This is a genomic window from Vibrio sp. Hep-1b-8, assembly GCF_006124995.1.
In the GTDB taxonomy this organism is placed as follows: Bacteria; Pseudomonadota; Gammaproteobacteria; order Enterobacterales; family Vibrionaceae; genus Vibrio.
In genome coordinates, this window is sequence record NZ_QEWN01000110.1 from 17,482 (window position 1) to 35,823 (window position 18,342).

An 18,342-nucleotide genomic window follows, 5' to 3' on the forward strand; every position below is an offset into this window, starting at 1 on the left:
TATCATCAAGTTAACAATTCACTTAGAGAAAGATTCGACTATAACCCATTCCATATTTTCAACAATATCGAGATAAAAAAGCCCGCTCAAATGAGCGGGCAATGAGGTTGTCATATAAGCTCTGTTGCGAGCCTACTGATTTTTATTTCGCTTCGTTCGCCGCGACTCTTGCGTGCAGCTCTTGAACTGAAGTTACCGACGTTTTCGCGTCTGCAGTGTGTGCCATACATACAGCAAAAGCTGCGTTTAGCGTCGTTGTGTAGTTTACTTTCTCTGCCAGTGCGCCACGACGTAGTACTTTAGAATCCTCAATCGCTTGACGACCAGAAGCCGTGTTGACGATATAGGTGTACTCATTGTTCTTGATACGGTCAAGAATGTGTGGACGACCTTCGTGTACCTTGTTCACTAGACGAGGGTTAATACCCGCTTCACCTAGAATTACCGCTGTACCATGCGTTGCATCTAGTTGGTAACCAAGCTTAGTTAGTTTAGAAGCAAGGTCCACTACACGCTGTTTATCGCCTTCACGAACAGACAGTAGCGCACGACCACCTTCTGGGTAAACCGCGCCACAACCAAGTTCTGCTTTAGCGTAAGCTTCAGCAAACGTTGCGCCGACACCCATCACTTCACCAGTAGAGCGCATTTCAGGGCCTAACAGTGGGTCAACACCTGGGAATTTGTTGAATGGTAGTACAACTTCTTTCACTGAGTAGTATGGTGGGATGATCTCTTTAGTGAAGCCCTGAGACTCTAGAGATTGACCCGCCATAACACGTGCAGCAATTTTCGCTAGTGGTGCACCTGTTGCTTTCGATACGAATGGAACCGTACGTGCAGCACGTGGGTTGACTTCAATTAGGTAAACTTCGTTATCTTTCACTGCGAACTGAGTGTTCATTAGACCACGTACACCAAGTTCGAAGGCTAGCTTCTCAACTTGCTCGCGCATCTTGTCTTGGATTTCTTGGCTTAGCGTGTAAGCAGGAAGTGAACATGCCGAGTCACCTGAGTGAACGCCCGCTTGCTCGATATGCTCCATGATACCGCCGATAACCACACGCTCACCGTCACAGATAGCATCGATATCAACTTCCGTTGCATCATCTAGGAAACGGTCAAGAAGAACTGGCGACTCGTTCGATACGCTAACCGCTTCATTGAAGTAACGACGTAGGTCTTGCTCATCGTATACGATTTCCATCGCACGGCCACCAAGTACATAGGAAGGACGTACAACAAGTGGGAAGCCAATTTCTTTCGACTTCTCAACCGCTTGTTCCATAGTGGTTACGGTCGCGTTTTCTGGCTGTAACAGGCCTAAACGCTCAACTGCTGCTTGGAAACGCTCACGATCTTCGGCACGGTCGATTGCATCTGGGCTAGTACCAATGATTGGTACACCCGCGGCTTCAAGCGCACGAGCCAGTTTAAGTGGAGTCTGACCACCGTACTGAACGATAACGCCTTTTGGCTTCTCAACACGCACGATTGAAAGTACATCTTCCAGTGTTACAGGTTCGAAGTACAGACGGTCAGACGTATCGTAATCGGTAGAAACGGTCTCTGGGTTACAGTTGACCATGATAGTTTCGTAACCATCTTCACGCAGAGCGAGTGATGCGTGAACACAACAGTAGTCAAATTCAATACCTTGGCCGATACGGTTTGGACCTCCGCCAAGAACCATGATCTTATCTCTATCTGTCGGTTGAGCTTCACATTCGTCATCGTAAGATGAGTACATGTAAGCCGTATCAGATGAAAATTCAGCCGCACACGTATCAACACGTTTGTATACCGGATGAATATCATACTGGTCACGCAGACGACGGATTTCGCTTTCCGATACACCTAGGATTGAAGATAGACGAGCATCAGAGAAACCTTTGCGCTTCATCTTACGCAGAACATCTTCAGTTAGACCAGCAAAGCCACCCGCTTTAACTTGGTTTTCTAGGCTAACAAGTTCTTCAATTTGAACAAGGAACCAGCGGTCAATTTGCGTTAGGTTGAATACGCCATCGACTGACATACCAGCACGGAATGCATCAGCGATGTACCAAATACGCTCGGCACCGGCTTCTTTCAGCTCATGGCGAATAGTTGTTAGTGCGTCTGGCGCATCTAGGTCAACCATCTCGTCAAAACCATTTGCACCAACTTCTAGACCACGAAGTGCTTTTTGTAGAGATTCTTGTTGGTTACGACCGATCGCCATAACCTCACCAACGGACTTCATCTGAGTTGTTAGACGATCGTTAGCACCTGCGAATTTCTCGAAGTTAAAACGAGGAATCTTTGTTACTACATAGTCGATAGTTGGTTCGAATGATGCTGGAGTTGCACCACCCGTGATGTCATTTTGTAGCTCATCAAGCGTAAAACCAACAGCCAGTTTCGCTGCAATCTTCGCGATTGGGAAACCTGTTGCTTTAGAAGCTAGAGCAGAAGAGCGAGATACACGAGGGTTCATCTCGATGATAACCATGCGGCCATCTTTCGGGTTGATACCAAACTGTACGTTAGAACCACCTGTTTCAACACCAATTTCGCGCAGTACCGCTAGAGATGCGTTACGCATCAGTTGGTATTCTTTGTCGGTCAACGTTTGAGCTGGAGCAACTGTAATTGAGTCACCCGTGTGAATACCCATTGGGTCGAAGTTCTCGATAGAACATACGATGATACAGTTGTCCGCTTTATCACGAACCACTTCCATCTCGTACTCTTTCCAACCGATTAGAGATTCATCGATTAGCAGTTCGTTTGTTGGAGAAAGGTCAAGACCACGACGACAGATCTCTTCGAACTCTTCTTTGTTATACGCGATACCACCACCGGTACCACCCATAGTGAATGAAGGACGAATAATACAAGGGAAGCCAACCATATCCAGAACAGCGTAAGCTTGTTCCATTGTTTTCGCCGTATCAGCACGTGGACACTCAAGGCCGATAGACTTCATCGCTTTATCGAAACGAGAACGGTCTTCTGCTTTATCGATAGCGTCAGCCGTTGCACCAATCATCTCTACACCGAATTCGGCAAGGACGCCGTGCTTCTCTAGGTCTAGTGCACAGTTAAGCGCTGTCTGACCACCCATCGTTGGGAGAACCGCATCTGGACGCTCTTTTTCGATGATCTTACGCACGACTTCCCATTGAATTGGTTCAATGTAAGTGGCATCCGCCATGTCTGGGTCAGTCATGATGGTTGCTGGGTTCGAGTTAACAAGAATTACTCGGTACCCCTCTTCACGCAGTGCTTTACATGCTTGAGCACCAGAGTAGTCAAACTCACATGCCTGACCGATAACAATCGGGCCTGCACCTAGAATTAGAATACTTTTTATGTCAGTACGTTTTGGCATTCTCTACTACTCCGAATTAAGCGCTGTGTTGTTTGATTAGTTCGATAAAGTGGTCAAATAGCGGAGCCGCGTCATGTGGACCTGGGCTTGCTTCAGGGTGACCTTGAAAGCTAAATGCTGGCTTATCCGTACGGTGGATACCTTGAAGAGAGCCATCAAATAGTGACACGTGAGTTGCACGCAAGTTCTCAGGTAGCGTTGCTTCATCCGCCGCAAAACCGTGGTTCTGAGAAGTAATCATCACAACATTGCGGTCTAGGTCTTTAACTGGGTGGTTAGCACCATGGTGACCGAACTTCATCTTCACAGTCTTCGCACCAGAAGCTAGTGCTAGGATTTGGTGGCCAAGACAGATACCAAAGACTGGCAAACCTTTTTCTAGGAATACTTTTGTCGCTTCAATTGCGTAAGTACATGGTTCTGGATCGCCAGGGCCGTTCGATAAGAATACGCCATCTGGATTCAGAGCTAAGACTTCTTCCGCTGAAGTTTCAGCAGGCACAACGGTTAGGCGGCAGCCTCGGTCAACAAGCATACGCAGGATGTTGCGTTTTGCACCGAAGTCGTAGGCAACAACATGATATGGCAGCTCGCTATCGTCTTGCGCTTCAGGAAGTCCACCCTCAAGCGTCCACGAGCCCTGTTTCCATTGGTACGCTTCTTTTGTTGTAACTTCTTTCGCAAGGTCCATACCTTTTAGGCCAGGGAATTCTTTCGCTTTAGCAAGAGCTAGAGCCTCGTCTAAGTTGTTACCAGCGACGATACAACCGTTCTGTGCACCTTTTTCACGCAAAATACGAGTAAGTTTACGCGTATCGATATCAGCAATGCCGACGATATTTTGCGATTTAAGGTAGTCAGAAAGGGATTGTTGGTTACGGAAGTTAGAAGCGATAAGAGGAAGATCGCGAATCACAAGGCCTTGTGCGTGGATTGAAGAAGATTCTTCGTCTTCGGTATTAGTACCGGTATTGCCAATGTGAGGATAAGTAAGGGTGACGATCTGTTGGGAATAGGAAGGATCAGTGAGGATTTCTTGGTACCCCGTCATCGAGGTATTAAAAACAACTTCACCAACGGATAAACCATCTGCTCCAATGGAAACACCGCGGAACACTGTCCCATCTTCTAGGACTAACAGTGCTGATTTACTCAAGACAACCTCCAGAATAAAAATGCAAAAATAATAAATTTAACTGCAAATTTGCCTTCCTTGGCGCAATAAAAAAGCGCAAATAGGTATTTTAGACAAATTGGCGGTATTCTAAAGACGCTTGCGGTTCGTGTCAACATAGACATGAAAATAAATTTACTATTTAAAGCAGTTAAAACAAAAAATGGTTTTAGACCCCCAAAAAAACAAGTTTAGTCGCGATTAGCAATCGTGTTCATGAAAATACGGTGAATCTCACTAACCATAACAGATTTAAGATCACATTTTTTTAGCCATGATTTACGCAAACGTTGCACCACCAAAGTTAACTCTCACTTTTAAGCATTTAATGCCAATAAGCGACCATAATCGCCAAAAACACAACTAAACTTAACTAGTCACTGCACTTTAATAAAGGGTATGACAACCCATAACTATAGGCAGATACAAAAAGCGCCGGGATAACCCAGCGCATAATTATTTAATATTGCTTTAATGATTTGATCGTGTTGACCCATTCACCTCAAATTAGAGTTCATTGAGTCCAAGTACATCTGTCATTGTATAAAAACCGGCTGGCTTCTCTTTTAGCCACACCGCGGCTTTCACAGCACCGTTGGCAAACGTCATTCTATCGGTCGCCTTGTGTGTAATCTCAACACGCTCACCAATATCAGCAAACATAGCGGTATGTTCGCCAATGATGTCGCCTGCACGAATGGTTGCGAAGCCGATTTCATCTTTTGTACGTTCACCCGTAATACCCTCACGTGCGTATACGGCGACGTCATTGAGCTTATTGCCCATAGCTTCAGCAATCGCTTCGCCCATACCAATAGCAGTCCCTGAAGGAGCATCAACTTTATGTCTGTGGTGAGCTTCTACAATTTCGATATCGCAGTAATCACCCATTACTTTGGCGGCTTTCTCTAGAAGTTTAAATACTAGGTTAACGCCAACCGAGTAATTTGGCGCCATCACAACAGGGATCGCTTTAGCATGCTGATCAATCATTTCACGTTCTTGATCTGAAAATCCGGTTGTCCCGATCACAATGCACTTTCCGTGTTGCTTACAAAGCTCAATATTCGCCAACGTGCTCGCGGGGGCGGTAAAGTCAATGATCACATCAAAGTTATCAACCTCTTTTGCTAGGTCATCAGTCAGAAAAACATCGAGCTTCCCTTCACCGCATAATTCGCCGATATCCACACCCACTAATGATGATTCAGGGCGCTCTGAGCCAGCTGCCACTTGAGCTTGCTGGTTTAAGTAAGTCGCTTTAACTAGATTGCGGCCCATACGACCCGCTGCTCCTGCAATTGCAATACGTACCATTGCATTTTCTCCATTCTTCGAATAGTTGTTCTTATAGCCAATTGGATAAAACTAACAGTATTAATAGGCGATGGCTAGTCGGCTATAGAGTGCAAGTTAGCAAAACTCTTTTACTACTCGCTCTAGAATCGGCACATTGGCTTCAGGAAAGGTGTAATTAACAAGTTCATCTAGCGCAACCCACAAACCCTGTTGCCCTTCTTTACCGTAGGGTTCACCTTCAAATTGAGTCACTGTCATGAAATCAAATTTGAGTGACTTATCTGGATAATCAAACTCCAAGTGTTCAAAAGGTTGCTGCTCGGTAGTCGTAATACCAATTTCTTCTTCAAGCTCTCGAATCATGGCCTGTTCAATGGTTTCACCCTGCTCAACTTTACCGCCAGGAAACTCCCAGAAGCCCCCTTTATGCTTGTCATCTGGACGTTTTGTAATGAATACCTGTGATTTATCGAGGTTAAAAATAATACCTGCGACAATATGGATTCTTTTCATCTGACTTCCTAATTACTTTGGTTGCCATACCCTGCAACGGGGCAGACTGTTCTAATTACAAACATTAGATACAAAAAGAGCCGCAAACGCGACTCTTTATATTATCAATTTTCCATAGCAGCACGCGTTAAGGACAACCAGGCAATGCGGAGTTTACGTGAGTAAATAGGCACTGCCGACGCTGTCCTCAGCCAAGACATTAGTTTATTTGTCCGTGGCACTGCTTGTATTTTTTACCACTACCACATGGGCATGGTTCGTTACGTCCCACTTTACGTTCATCACGAACGACCGGTTGGTGAGCACCTTGCGATTCATCATTATCAGACAACTGATTATCAGCAGACGCATGTTGAGCTTGCGCACGTCGAGCCGCTTCTTCAGCTTGAGCAAGACGCTGAGCTTCCATACGTTCTACTTCTTCCTGCTGTTGAACACGGACCTTAGAAAGAATCGTGATCACGTCAGCTTTTAGAGAATCAAGAAGACCTTCAAACAGTTCAAATGACTCACGTTTGTATTCTTGCTTAGGGTTCTTCTGTGCATAACCACGTAAGTGAATACCTTGACGAAGGTGATCCATCGCAGCTAGGTGTTCTTTCCACAATGTATCTAGCGTTTGTAGCATGACAGATTTTTCAAAGTTACGGAGTACTTGCGCACCGACCACTTCTTCTTTCTGTTTGTAAACGGCTACCGCGGTATCTAGGATCTTCTCGCGCAATGCTTCTTCGTATAGCTTGTCGTCTTCCTCAAGCCACTGTTTGATTGGGGCATTGAGGTCAAAGTCATTTTTAAGACGCTCTTGAAGGCCTTCAATATCCCACATATCTTCCAGAGATTGTGGTGGGATGTACTCATCAATCGTTGCAGACAGAACATCAACGCGGTTTTGTTCGATCATTTCGCTGATGTCTTCAACATTCATCAGTTCATCGCGAAGTTCGTAAACAACCTTACGCTGGTCATTCGCCACGTCATCGTATTCGAGCAACTGCTTACGAATATCGAAGTTGCGACCTTCTACTTTACGCTGAGCTTTCTCGATCGAACGAGATAACATCTTAGATTCAATCGCTTCGCCCTCATCCATACCACTTTGGATCAGGCTTGCCATACGATCAGAGGTAAAGATACGCAGCAGTGAGTCTTCCATCGATAGGTAGAAACGAGAAGAACCTGCATCACCTTGACGACCAGAACGACCACGTAACTGGTTGTCGATACGGCGAGATTCATGACGCTCTGTACCAATAATATGCAAACCACCCGCTTGCAGAACTTGGTCGTGAACCACTTTCCATTCAGCTTTAATTGCATCAATCTGCTCTTGTGAAGGATTTTGCAATGCCTCTACTTTCGCTTGCCAGCTACCACCCAACACGATGTCGGTACCACGACCAGCCATGTTAGTAGCGATAGTGACCGCGCCAGGAATACCTGCTTCTGCAACGATCTCAGCTTCTCGCTCGTGGAACTTGGCGTTAAGAACATTGTGCTTGATTTTGGCTTTCTTCAATGCATTAGAAAGAAGCTCAGATTTTTCAATCGAAACCGTACCCACTAGAGATGGCTGACCTTTCTCAACACGTTCTTTAATGTCTTCGATGATCGCGTTGAATTTTTCAGCTTCGGTACGATAAACCACATCTGGCATATCGTTACGAATCATTGGCTTGTTGGTTGGAATAACAACCGTTTCAAGACCATAGATAGACTGGAATTCGAACGCTTCTGTATCTGCGGTACCTGTCATACCTGACAGTTTTTCGTATAGACGGAAATAGTTCTGGAAAGTGATCGATGCCAGAGTCTGGTTTTCATTCTGGATCTTCACGCCTTCTTTTGCTTCTACCGCTTGGTGTAGCCCTTCTGACCAACGACGTCCCGGCATTGTACGGCCAGTGTGTTCGTCAACAATAACCACTTCACCATCTTCGGTAACGATGTAATCGACGTTTTTCTCAAACAATACGTGAGCGCGCAGAGCGGCATTCACGTGATGTAGTAGACTGATATTGGTTGGTGAATAAAGTGTGTCACCCTCTTCCATCAGTCCATTTTTAATCATTAGCTCTTCCACAAATTCTTGACCCGTTTCAGTCAAGTGAACTTGCTTAGACTTCTCATCTACAGTGTAGTGACCGTCACCGCGGTACTCTTCTGAATCTTCTTTATCTTGTTTTTGTAGATGTGGGATCAGGGTATTAATGCGAGTGTAGAGCTCTGAGCTATCTTCAGCAGGGCCTGAAATGATCAGCGGCGTACGCGCTTCATCAATCAGAATCGAGTCCACCTCATCGACAACAGCAAAGAAGCGTTCACGCTGTACGCGGTCTTCGGCACGGAAAGCCATATTATCGCGTAAGTAGTCGAAACCAAATTCGTTGTTTGTGCCGTACAGAATATCGGCTAGATAAGCTTGCTTCTTCTCTGGTGGCGCCATGTTAGGCACGTTCACACCAACAGTCATACCTAGGAATTCAAATAAAGGACGGTTTGTTTCTGCATCACGTTTGGCTAGATAGTCATTCACCGTAACAACGTGGACACCTTTACCAGGAAGGGCATTTAAGTAGGCAGGCAAGGTTGCTGTTAATGTTTTACCTTCACCTGTACGCATTTCTGCGATTTGGCCTGCGTTCAGTACCATACCACCGATAAGCTGAACGTCGAAATGGCGCATGCCATAAACACGCTTAGATGCTTCACGTACCGTTGCAAAAGCTTCTGGTAGTAATTTATCTAACGTTTCACCCTGTTCTAAACGCTGACGGAACTCAACCGTTTTAGCTTTTAACTCTTCGTCAGATAGAGCTTCAAACGTTGGTTCGTAGTTATTAATCTCTTTTACAATTTTTCTCAGGCGTCGCAGTGTTCTGTCATTGCGACTGCCAATTACCTTTGTCAGTAGCTTAGTTATCATTTGCTATGAATCTCTCTTTATTTAGATCGGGCCCGATCTATTTCAATGCCTTCAGTCTCTAACAGTTTTTTACTAAGAATACTGAGATAAATCACGTAACTCAGATATTGAGATGAGAACTCTAGATTTCAAGGCTTATATCACTATAAGTGGCGCATAGTTTATGAAATTTTGCCTCCGACAACCAATAACAAGGTGATTTGTTTGAAGCATTCTTTATTTTTTGACGTTATATGATGGAAGTTTATTCGTTATCTGCCCTATCTTCGGACCAATCCTTTGACTAAAATAGGGCTGACTATGGAACTTGAGGCTCATTATGAGAGACCATCGCCCGACGTTAGGTGACGAGATCATTGCCGATTCACGACTTTCGCAACTCCAACAGCACGCAAAAGAGATCATGACGATCAACAAAGAATTAAAGGCAATTCTGCCCAGAGGCGCGGAAGATCATTGCCGGGTGGCAAACATTCGCGATAATCAACTGATCCTCGAAGTGGCCAGTGCAGGGATCAAAATGAAGATCGACTATGAGCGTTTGCATATCCTTAATCAATTACGAGCAAAAGGTTTTGCCCGCCTCATTGGCGTAACGGTGCAGATCAACCCAGATCTTTATCGAAGTCGTGAAGAGAAAAAAGAGAGATCTAAGCCTCGTGACCCTATTTCTGAAACAGCCGCTCAGTACTTAGAAATGATTGCCAGTGGTGCATCACCTAAAGTTAAGGCTCGTTTGGAAAGCTTAGCGAAGCTTGCTAACAAAGATTAGTTTTATTGTAGGCATAAAAAAGCCAGACTCTCGTCTGGCTTTTTTAATTCAATCTACTTATGCCAATACTACATTTGGCTCGGCAAATGCTACCGGAGACGTTGATTCTTCTTCGAAAGTCACCCACTCCCACGCTTCTTGATCAGCAAGTACTGAACGAAGTAGCTGGTTGTTTAGGCCATGGCCTGATTTGAACGCACGGAACTCACCAATAATTGGATGACCACACATGTAAAGATCACCAATTGCATCAAGAACTTTATGCGTCACAAATTCATTTTCGAAACGAAGGCCTTCTTCATTCAAGATACGGTACTCATCAAGCACGATAGCGTTATCGAAGCTACCACCTAGAACTAGGTTCTGTGATTGAAGGTATTCAATATCGCGCATGAAACCAAACGTACGTGCACGAGAGATTTCTTTCACGAAGCCTTGAGAAGAGAAGTCAAACAACAAGTGTTGCTCATCTGCATCAATCGCTGGGTGATTAAACTCGATTTCGAAATCCATGCGGAAGCCATTGAAAGGAACAAACTCAGCCCACTTATCGCCATCTTCAAAGCGTACTGGCTTTTTAATGCGAATAAAGCGTTTCGCCGCGTTTTGCTCTTCAATACCAGCCTGTTGCAACAAGAATACGAACGGGCTCGCACTGCCATCCATAATTGGAATTTCTGGCGCATCGACTTCAACAACGATGTTGTCAATGCCCATACCAGCAAGAGCCGCATTTAAGTGCTCTACTGTAGAGATACGTACACCTTGATCATTCACCAGCGCTGTACATAGCATTGTATCGCGAACAGATTCTGGATCCGCAGGAAAATCAACCGGTGGATTTACATCGGTACGGCGGTAAATAATGCCTGTATTTGCAGCTGCTGGGCGAAGAGTAAGTGTGACTTTACGACCAGAGTGGAGACCCACACCAGTTGTTTTCACTATTTCTTTCAGAGTACGTTGTCTGATCATCTACTTTGCCTCAGTAAAAATGCTACAAATCACGGTCAATGGTGATATTGACCGTGCATGCTACCACAAAATTGAACAGTGTCAAATTGCGATTGTATTAGTCAGCTTGACGACGTAAGAAGGCTGGAATATCTAAGTAGCCGCTTTCTTTGTCCGCTTTCGGCGCTGCACTTTGGTTTGCACTCGAACCAGACGACGCAGATGTCGTTGGCTGAGGAGTTACCTGTGGCTTATCTTGCAAAGTTGATGCCGTTTTCTCTTCCACTTTATTGACGGTTGCATGCTGAGATGTCACCGCTTGTGGTTGAGTCTGTGGCTGAGCAACTGGCGCAACTTTCGCCTTACCGCCCGCAACTAGCGTGATGTCAGGTTTCTTCTCGTTACCAATACCCGTAGCAACAACTGTTACACGAATTTCATCTGCCATATCAGGATCAAGTGAAGTACCAATAACAACTGTAGCGTTATCTGATGCGAAAGCTTTTACTGTATTACCTACAGTTTCAAACTCGTCTAGACGCATATCTAGACCCGCAGTGATGTTCACAAGTACACCACGTGCGCCAGCAAGATCGATATCTTCAAGCAGCGGGCTTGAAATCGCCATTTCAGCCGCTTCTTCTGCACGGTCTTCACCTTTTGCAACACCGCTACCCATCATCGCATGACCCATTTCCGACATAACTGTACGTACGTCAGCAAAGTCGACGTTAATCATGCCAGGACGAGTAATCAGCTCTGCAATACCCTGTACTGCATTCTTCAATACATCGTTAGCACTCGCAAAGGCTTCAAGTAGTGTAATACCACGACCAAGTACTTTGAGAAGCTTTTCATTAGGAATCGTGATTAATGAATCCACATGTTTAGAAAGCTCTTCAATACCTTGTTCAGCAAACGCTAGGCGTTTCTTGCCTTCAAAGCTAAATGGCTTAGTCACTACAGCAACAGTCAAGATATTGAGCTCTCTTGCTACTTCTGCAATTACTGGGGCTGCACCTGTACCAGTACCACCACCCATACCAGCTGCGATAAATACCATATCGGCACCACTCAGCTCTTCTTTAATTCGATCACGATCTTCGAGAGCTGCGTCACGCCCAACTTGTGGGTTTGCACCTGCGCCAAGTCCTTTTGTGATATCACCACCAATCTGAATAACGCTATTCACGCTGGTTTTACGAAGTGCCTGAGCATCAGTATTAATACTAATAAACTCAACACCTTCGATGGATTCACGTACCATGTGTTCAACGGCGTTACCGCCACCGCCACCAACCCCAACGACTTTAATTACTGCATCGTCAGACATTTCCATCATCGGTTCAAACATGTGTTATCTCCGTTTTTCCTGCTGCTCAGGTTAAAACTCTTTTTGTATCCAATTACGCAAACGACCAAATAAACCCGTTACAGAGGCACGAGAGGGCTCGTTATACTCAGTATCATCATTTACTCGTGCATCTCTTGCGTAATGAAGTAAACCAACTGCCGTAGAATGATACGGCTCTTTAACGTAATCAGTTAAGCCACTCACCTCTAAGGGTTTGCCGACTCTAACTTGGTTGCGGAATACACGTTCCGCACATTCTACCAAACCTTCAATCTGTGACGCTCCTCCTGTGAGCACCACTCCTGCGGCTAGGTGATGTTTAATCCCTTCTTCGCGCAGTTTTTCTTGTACGGTATCGATAGTTTGGTTAACCAGTCCCATCAACTCAGTATAACGAGGCTCAATCACTTCAGACAAAGTCTGTCTTTGTAAACTGCGTGATGGGCGTCCGCCTACACTTGGAACGTTAACTGTATCATCTTTACTGACTAACTCACTTAGAGCACAGCCATATTTCACTTTAATTTCTTCAGCATCACTAACTGGGGTACCGAAGGCAAAAGCGATATCACTTGTCACTGCATTGCCAGCGTATGAAAACACTTCGGTATGACGCAATGCGCCGCCAGTCCAAATGGATACATCCATCGTACCAGCACCGATGTCTACAACACAAACACCAAGCTCTCGTTCATCTTCAGTGATCACAGCATTACTCGCTGCTAACCCTGAATAAACCAGATGCTCAACTTTGAGTCCACAACGCTCGACTGCTTTTATGATATTTCTCGCCATATCATTGTGACAAGAGATCAGGTGCACGCTAACTTCCATGCGCACTCCTGATAAACCTAGCGGATTTTTTATCCCTTCTTGATAGTCAATCGTAAATTCTTGAGGGATAACGTGCAGAATGCGCTGTTCGTCACCAATCTTAATTGATTTGGCAGTATGAATCGCACGATCCATATCTTCTTGAGAGACCTCTTCATCCGAAATGGTTCCCATGCCTTTCTCAATTCGGCTAGCAATGTGACGCCCTGAAAGGGAGATAAACACATTCGTGATATCGCATTCTGCCATCAGCTCTGCTTGATCGACCGCTCGCTGAACCGATTTTACAACCGATTCAAGGTCATTCACGCCACCTTTATCCATCCCGCGGGAAGGACTGCTGCCTGCGCCAATAATATTGATTTGACCGTCAGGCAATACTTCACCCACGAGAGCCGATACGGTTGCAGTGCCTATATCAAGACCAACAATAATGCTGTCATCAGCGGTCTTAGTCATCTGTATTCTCTTGCTCTAACTCTTGTTCTGGGAACCATCCAATTGAGGCTCCCGTATCATACCTGAGGTCGATGTAGCTGACTCGCTGAGCATCGCTACCCAAATTCTGATAAAGCGAAACAAAGCGCTCTATCCGTTCCTGTAGTGACTCTTTGCCTAGCTCGAGGCGAATTCCGTTATCTAGGATAATCTGCCAAGCTCGGCGTTCATTCAACACCAAGGAAGTAATCGTTAAGTTAAGTGACTGAAACTTTGGACTGATCTCACGCCACACTCGCAACACTTCTTCGCTACTGTTTTGCGGTCCATAAAGTTTTACTCGCTCTTCATCCAATTTGGCTATGTCACCGTCGAAAACTTGCCCATCTTCATTGAGTAGTGCATTGCCATTCCAGATAGCCTCTGCATGAAACTCAGTAAGAAAGACTTTAACCGTGTCAGGCCATTGTTTACGAATTGAGGCATGTGATACCCAGGGGATAGACTCGGCTACATTTTGTAGCACGTTAATATCCTGCGACATAAACGTTCCAACATGATCAAGCTGAGCAAATGCTCGCTGTACATCAGCTGCTGAAACGTAATGTAATTCACCCTGGAGCACGATTTTAGATAGCGGAAGACGCTGGTCATCCCACATCCAAGAGATCGTAGAGTAAAGGAGAGAGCCTATTAACAACAATACCACCAGCAAGAATGCGCCACCTAGAGCGTGTTCTTTAACTAGTGGTTTAGAGGTTAAACGACGGCCTTCATTAAAAGCACTTTTAATCAAAGTCCATAGTCCTTGCCAATTAGCTCGCTTATTTTCCCTATCTCAATTCGTATATAGAGGCAAAAGCACTTACTTTAACCTTCGGATTATACTGGCGTCATAGAAAGTATCAAACACTGATGTTAAGAAATCGCCACTTAAAACCGAATAAGTGACGCAATTAGTCAAAATTCAATGTTTAAATCAAGCTTGAGACATCTTATCGATATTTAACTCAAGAGCTTCGAGCTGTTTCGCTACCTTACCAACATCACCCGCACCTTGAGTTAGTACTAAGTCACCATCTTGTAAAACATTAGCGAGAACTGAAGGTAACGCCTTGCTATCTGGAACAAAAATCGGATCAATCTTACCGCGACTACGAATAGTCCTACATAAAGAGCGTCCATCGGCTCCCGAGATAGGTTTCTCACCTGCAGAATAAACATCCAACATGATCAGAACATCAACTTGTTCGAGTACATTGGCGAAATCATCGTAAAGATCTCGTGTTCGGCTATAACGGTGAGGCTGAAAAATCATAACGAGACGTTTATCCTGCCAACCATTGCGTGCAGCTTGAATGGTCACATCAACTTCCGTTGGATGATGTCCATAATCATCGACCAGCATGGCCTGACCATTACCGGTATTGAACTCACCAAGGTGTTCAAATCGGCGTCCTGTACCTTGAGTTCCGGCCATGGCTTTTAGAATGGCCTCATCACTGATGTCATCCTCAGTAGCAACCGCGATTGCCGCAGACGCATTCAGTGCGTTGTGCCTACCAGGAATATTGAGAGTAATATCTAAATCCGGTTTGCCATGGCGAATAACGGTGAATTTGCCTTGTTGCCCTTCTTGTCGGTAATGAGTAATGCGTACATCCGCATCCTCAGAGAAACCATAGGTGATCACCTGACGGCTAATGATTGGAACCAATTCTCGTACCACAGGATCATCAATGCATACGATCGCTTGACCGTAAAATGGAAGGTTGTGAAGAAAATCGATAAATGTCTGCTTTAGAGTCTCAAAATCACCACCATAGGTATCCATATGATCAGCTTCGATATTGGTGACGATGCTGACCATTGGCTGAAGGTGTAGGAATGAAGCATCACTTTCATCCGCTTCTGCAATTAAGATACGGCTCGAACCGAGACGAGCGTTAGTTCCGACACTCTTAACAAGACCGCCATTAACGAACGTTGGATCTAAGCCAGCTTCTGAGTAAATTTGTGTGACAAGTGCAGTGGTTGTGGTTTTACCATGTGTACCAGCAACCGCAATGCCGTGGCGGAAGCGCATTAACTCAGCAAGCATTTCAGCACGACGAACGACCGGAATACGTGCTGCGCGCGCCGCTATTATCTCTGGGTTTTCTTCATTGATGGCAGTTGAAACAACGACAACACTCGCCTCTGAAACATTTTCTTTTGCATGACCAATAAATACTGTCGCGCCTTTCTTAATCAGACGTTCTGTCGTCACATTAGCCGCAATATCTGATCCAGAAATTTGATATCCTTCATTCAGTAATACTTCGGCAATACCGCTCATACCTGCACCACCAATACCGATGAAGTGAATGCATTTTACGCGGCGCATCTCTGGCACCATAGCTCTAATCTGAGCCAAATCTTGAGTATGTTTAACTGTCATGATTCTTTCTCGTTATTTCGTCAGTGCAATAATGGCTTCAGAGACCACACTATCTGCATCTAACTTAGCAGCGTGTCGTGCTTTCTTTGCCATATCAAGCAAAGCCGCGCGATCTAGCTGTTGAATTTCGTTCGCAAGTTTCTCTACGGTGAGGTCACGCTGCTCAATCATTTTTGCTGCGCCACACTCTACCAAATGGTCAGCATTCAAGGCCTGCTGTCTATCTTTATGCATAAACGGGATAAAGATAGCCCCGACACCCGCAGCGCATACTTCAGATACGGTCAGCGCACCTGAGCGACACACAAGTAGATCGGCCCATTGATAAGCCGCGGCTACATCATCGATAAACTCGACCACTTCCGCGCTCTCGACTTGATGCTCGGCGTATGCTTGCGCTACTTCCTGCTGGTTGTTTTTACCAGCCTGGTGGCGAATCTGATAGCCACTGCCAAGCTTAGCCATCACTTCAGGTAACGTTCGGTTAAGGATCTGAGCACCTTGGCTGCCTCCCATAACCAAAATTCTGATATCACCATCACGCTGACCCATCCGGCTAGTTGGCGGGTCAATGGCCACCACATCTTCACGCACAGGGTTACCAACAACTGGAGCCGCTGGGAAAGCCCCTGGAAAAGCCTGAAAAACCTGACGAGCTATCTTAGATAGCCATTGATTTGTCAGGCCCGCGACTGCGTTTTGTTCATGCAAAACAACAGGGATACCAAGTGACCATGCGGCGATTCCGCCCGGTCCACTTACGTAGCCACCCATACCAAGAACTGCATCTGGCTTCCAACGCTTCATATGAGCTCTCGCCTGAAACACAGCATTGATAATCTGCAATGGTGCGGCAATTAATCGGCCAATGCCTTGACCGCGTAGACCTTTTACTTTGATAAAATCGATCTCGATACCGTGTTTCGGCACCAAATCCGCTTCCATACGATCAGCAGTACCCAACCAGCGAATACCCCAACCTTGCGACTGAAGCTTTTTCGCTACGGCAAGTCCCGGGAAAACATGGCCACCTGTCCCGCCAGCCATAACCATTAATCTTTTATTCGTTTTCATCTGTATTTAACTTTTGTTCTTGTGTTTCTGCACTACCCAATCGGCACTCATGATCGATACGCAGTAAAATGGAAACGGCAACAGCCATGACGATCAAACTCGAACCACCATAACTGATCAGAGGTAACGTCAAACCTTTGGTGGGTACCATACCCGCAGCAGCACCGACGTTAACTAGAGTTTGGAAAGCAAACCAAATCCCGATACCAAATGCTAAATAGCCACCAAAGAGTTGGTTGTTTTCAAATGCCTTACGACCAATATAAATCGCTTTTAACACCAAACTAAAAATCAGCATCAATACCAGTACAACCCCCACATAACCTAACTCTTCGGCTAGCACGGCGAAGACAAAGTCAGTATGCGCTTCTGGTAGATATTCCAATTTTTGAATTGAGTTGCCTAACCCTTGGCCGAACCACTCGCCACGGCCAAATGCCATCAAAGATTGAGTTAACTGATATCCACTACCAAATGGGTCATCCCACGGGTCCATGAAAGAGGTAACACGGCGCATGCGGTAAGGTTCGATATAGATAAGCGTTGCAACCGCAACCAAGCCTACGACCATTAAAGCGAGAAACTGAGTCAGCTTGGCTCCAGCAATAAACAACATACCAAACAGAGTAACCAACATCACGATGACGGTCCCTAAGTCAGGCTGGAGCAACAGTAAACTCGCCAGCGTTGCGAAGACAATAATCGGCTTGATAAAACCGCCGAAAAAGCTGGACCGAACTTCTTCACTCTTTCGCACTAAATAACCAGACATGAAGATGAACAACGACAGTTTGGCGACTTCTGCTGGCTGTAAGTTAAACAAGCCTAATGGAATCCATCGCGAAGCACCGTTCACCGATTTACCCGCAACGAGCACGACGATGAGTAGTCCGATTGAAAGCAACAAAAGCCAAGTACTGAACTCTAACCAACGCTTGATCGGGACTTGAAGGATAACGGCCGAGGTGGAGATGGCCAGCACCAAAAAAATAGCGTGGCGAAACATAAAGTGAAAAGGTTGGTCAGTTAACCGAGAACTGATTGGAAACGAAGCAGAGGTCACCATCACCAGCCCAGTCAGCATCAACCCCAAAGAGATCCATACTAACTGTCGGTCATACAGGGCTTCGGGTGACGATGTAGTCACCCAACGTTTGATGCTGCCAAAAACGTTTCGAATTTGCATAG

At 45.5% G+C, this 18,342-nt stretch carries 13 protein-coding genes; 1 reads left to right on the forward strand and 12 read right to left on the reverse strand.

The genetic code is table 11. The annotated features are described in order from the left end of the window. Positions 1 to 142 precede the first annotated feature (142 nt). The 5 genes from carB to secA all read right to left on the reverse strand — a co-directional run bounded on the left by carB (position 143) and on the right by secA (position 9,288). The gene (carB, locus tag DA100_RS12830) at positions 143 to 3,376 is read right to left on the reverse strand and encodes a carbamoyl-phosphate synthase large subunit (RefSeq protein WP_138972504.1); all 3,234 of its coding nucleotides are present in this window, start codon (positions 3,374 to 3,376) and stop codon (positions 143 to 145) included. A gap of 16 nt (positions 3,377 to 3,392) precedes the next feature. Then, positions 3,393 to 4,532: a glutamine-hydrolyzing carbamoyl-phosphate synthase small subunit gene (gene carA / locus DA100_RS12835; RefSeq protein ID WP_138972505.1), complete on the reverse strand. Its 1,140-nt coding sequence runs from the start codon at positions 4,530 to 4,532 to the stop codon at positions 3,393 to 3,395. Between the two features lie 525 nt (positions 4,533 to 5,057). Then, entirely contained in the window at positions 5,058 to 5,867 is an 810-nt protein-coding gene (gene dapB / locus DA100_RS12840; protein WP_138972506.1) for a 4-hydroxy-tetrahydrodipicolinate reductase, read from the reverse strand. A 96-nt stretch (positions 5,868 to 5,963) separates the two neighbouring features. After that, the gene (gene mutT, locus DA100_RS12845; protein ID WP_138972507.1) at positions 5,964 to 6,362 is read right to left on the reverse strand and encodes an 8-oxo-dGTP diphosphatase MutT; all 399 of its coding nucleotides are present in this window, start codon (positions 6,360 to 6,362) and stop codon (positions 5,964 to 5,966) included. A gap of 199 nt (positions 6,363 to 6,561) precedes the next feature. Next, on the reverse strand, positions 6,562 to 9,288 hold the full coding sequence (secA, locus tag DA100_RS12850; RefSeq protein ID WP_138972508.1) for a preprotein translocase subunit SecA: 2,727 nt from the start codon (positions 9,286 to 9,288) through the stop codon (positions 6,562 to 6,564). Between the two features lie 319 nt (positions 9,289 to 9,607). Here secA and DA100_RS12855 point away from each other — a divergent pair, with 319 nt between their 5' ends. Beyond that, positions 9,608 to 10,060 carry a DciA family protein gene (locus tag DA100_RS12855; protein WP_138972509.1) on the forward strand — a complete coding sequence of 151 codons (453 nt, stop codon included), beginning with the start codon at positions 9,608 to 9,610 and terminating at the stop codon, positions 10,058 to 10,060. Between the two features lie 57 nt (positions 10,061 to 10,117). Here DA100_RS12855 and lpxC read toward each other — a convergent pair whose 3' ends face one another. From lpxC to ftsW, 7 genes are all read right to left on the reverse strand, one after another. Beyond that, positions 10,118 to 11,035, reverse strand: a complete 918-nt coding sequence (gene lpxC, locus DA100_RS12860; RefSeq protein ID WP_138972510.1) for a UDP-3-O-acyl-N-acetylglucosamine deacetylase — start codon at positions 11,033 to 11,035, stop codon at positions 10,118 to 10,120. A 97-nt stretch (positions 11,036 to 11,132) separates the two neighbouring features. Beyond that, positions 11,133 to 12,368: a cell division protein FtsZ gene (gene ftsZ / locus DA100_RS12865; RefSeq protein WP_138972511.1), complete on the reverse strand. Its 1,236-nt coding sequence runs from the start codon at positions 12,366 to 12,368 to the stop codon at positions 11,133 to 11,135. Between the two features lie 30 nt (positions 12,369 to 12,398). After that, positions 12,399 to 13,661: a cell division protein FtsA gene (gene ftsA, locus DA100_RS12870; RefSeq protein WP_138972512.1), complete on the reverse strand. Its 1,263-nt coding sequence runs from the start codon at positions 13,659 to 13,661 to the stop codon at positions 12,399 to 12,401. Beyond that, positions 13,654 to 14,436 carry a cell division protein FtsQ/DivIB gene (locus DA100_RS12875; protein ID WP_138972513.1) on the reverse strand — a complete coding sequence of 261 codons (783 nt, stop codon included), beginning with the start codon at positions 14,434 to 14,436 and terminating at the stop codon, positions 13,654 to 13,656. The genes ftsA and DA100_RS12875 overlap by 8 nt, the downstream gene beginning before the upstream one ends. Positions 14,437 to 14,619: 183 nt before the next feature. After that, positions 14,620 to 16,080 carry a UDP-N-acetylmuramate--L-alanine ligase gene (gene murC / locus DA100_RS12880; RefSeq protein WP_138972514.1) on the reverse strand — a complete coding sequence of 487 codons (1,461 nt, stop codon included), beginning with the start codon at positions 16,078 to 16,080 and terminating at the stop codon, positions 14,620 to 14,622. A gap of 12 nt (positions 16,081 to 16,092) precedes the next feature. Beyond that, on the reverse strand, positions 16,093 to 17,154 hold the full coding sequence (gene murG / locus DA100_RS12885; RefSeq protein WP_138972515.1) for an undecaprenyldiphospho-muramoylpentapeptide beta-N-acetylglucosaminyltransferase: 1,062 nt from the start codon (positions 17,152 to 17,154) through the stop codon (positions 16,093 to 16,095). After that, the gene (gene ftsW, locus DA100_RS12890) at positions 17,141 to 18,340 is read right to left on the reverse strand and encodes a cell division protein FtsW (protein ID WP_138972516.1); all 1,200 of its coding nucleotides are present in this window, start codon (positions 18,338 to 18,340) and stop codon (positions 17,141 to 17,143) included. Before ftsW ends, murG begins: the two co-directional genes overlap by 14 nt. Positions 18,341 to 18,342: the final 2 nt, after the last annotated feature.

Excerpts from the sequence above, each read along its gene's own strand:
- carB (WP_138972504.1), bottom strand. The coding sequence starts at position 3,376 with ATGCCAAAACGTACTGACATAAAAAGTATTCTAATTCTAGGTGCAGGC.
- dapB (WP_138972506.1), bottom strand. The coding sequence starts at position 5,867 with ATGGTACGTATTGCAATTGCAGGAGCAGCGGGTCGTATGGGCCGCAAT.
- mutT (WP_138972507.1), bottom strand. The coding sequence starts at position 6,362 with ATGAAAAGAATCCATATTGTCGCAGGTATTATTTTTAACCTCGATAAA.
- secA (WP_138972508.1), bottom strand. The coding sequence starts at position 9,288 with ATGATAACTAAGCTACTGACAAAGGTAATTGGCAGTCGCAATGACAGA.
- DA100_RS12855 (WP_138972509.1), top strand. The coding sequence starts at position 9,608 with ATGAGAGACCATCGCCCGACGTTAGGTGACGAGATCATTGCCGATTCA.
- lpxC (WP_138972510.1), bottom strand. The coding sequence starts at position 11,035 with ATGATCAGACAACGTACTCTGAAAGAAATAGTGAAAACAACTGGTGTG.
- ftsZ (WP_138972511.1), bottom strand. The coding sequence starts at position 12,368 with ATGTTTGAACCGATGATGGAAATGTCTGACGATGCAGTAATTAAAGTC.
- ftsA (WP_138972512.1), bottom strand. The coding sequence starts at position 13,661 with ATGACTAAGACCGCTGATGACAGCATTATTGTTGGTCTTGATATAGGC.
- murC (WP_138972514.1), bottom strand. The coding sequence starts at position 16,080 with ATGACAGTTAAACATACTCAAGATTTGGCTCAGATTAGAGCTATGGTG.
- murG (WP_138972515.1), bottom strand. The coding sequence starts at position 17,154 with ATGAAAACGAATAAAAGATTAATGGTTATGGCTGGCGGGACAGGTGGC.
- ftsW (WP_138972516.1), bottom strand. The coding sequence starts at position 18,340 with ATGCAAATTCGAAACGTTTTTGGCAGCATCAAACGTTGGGTGACTACA.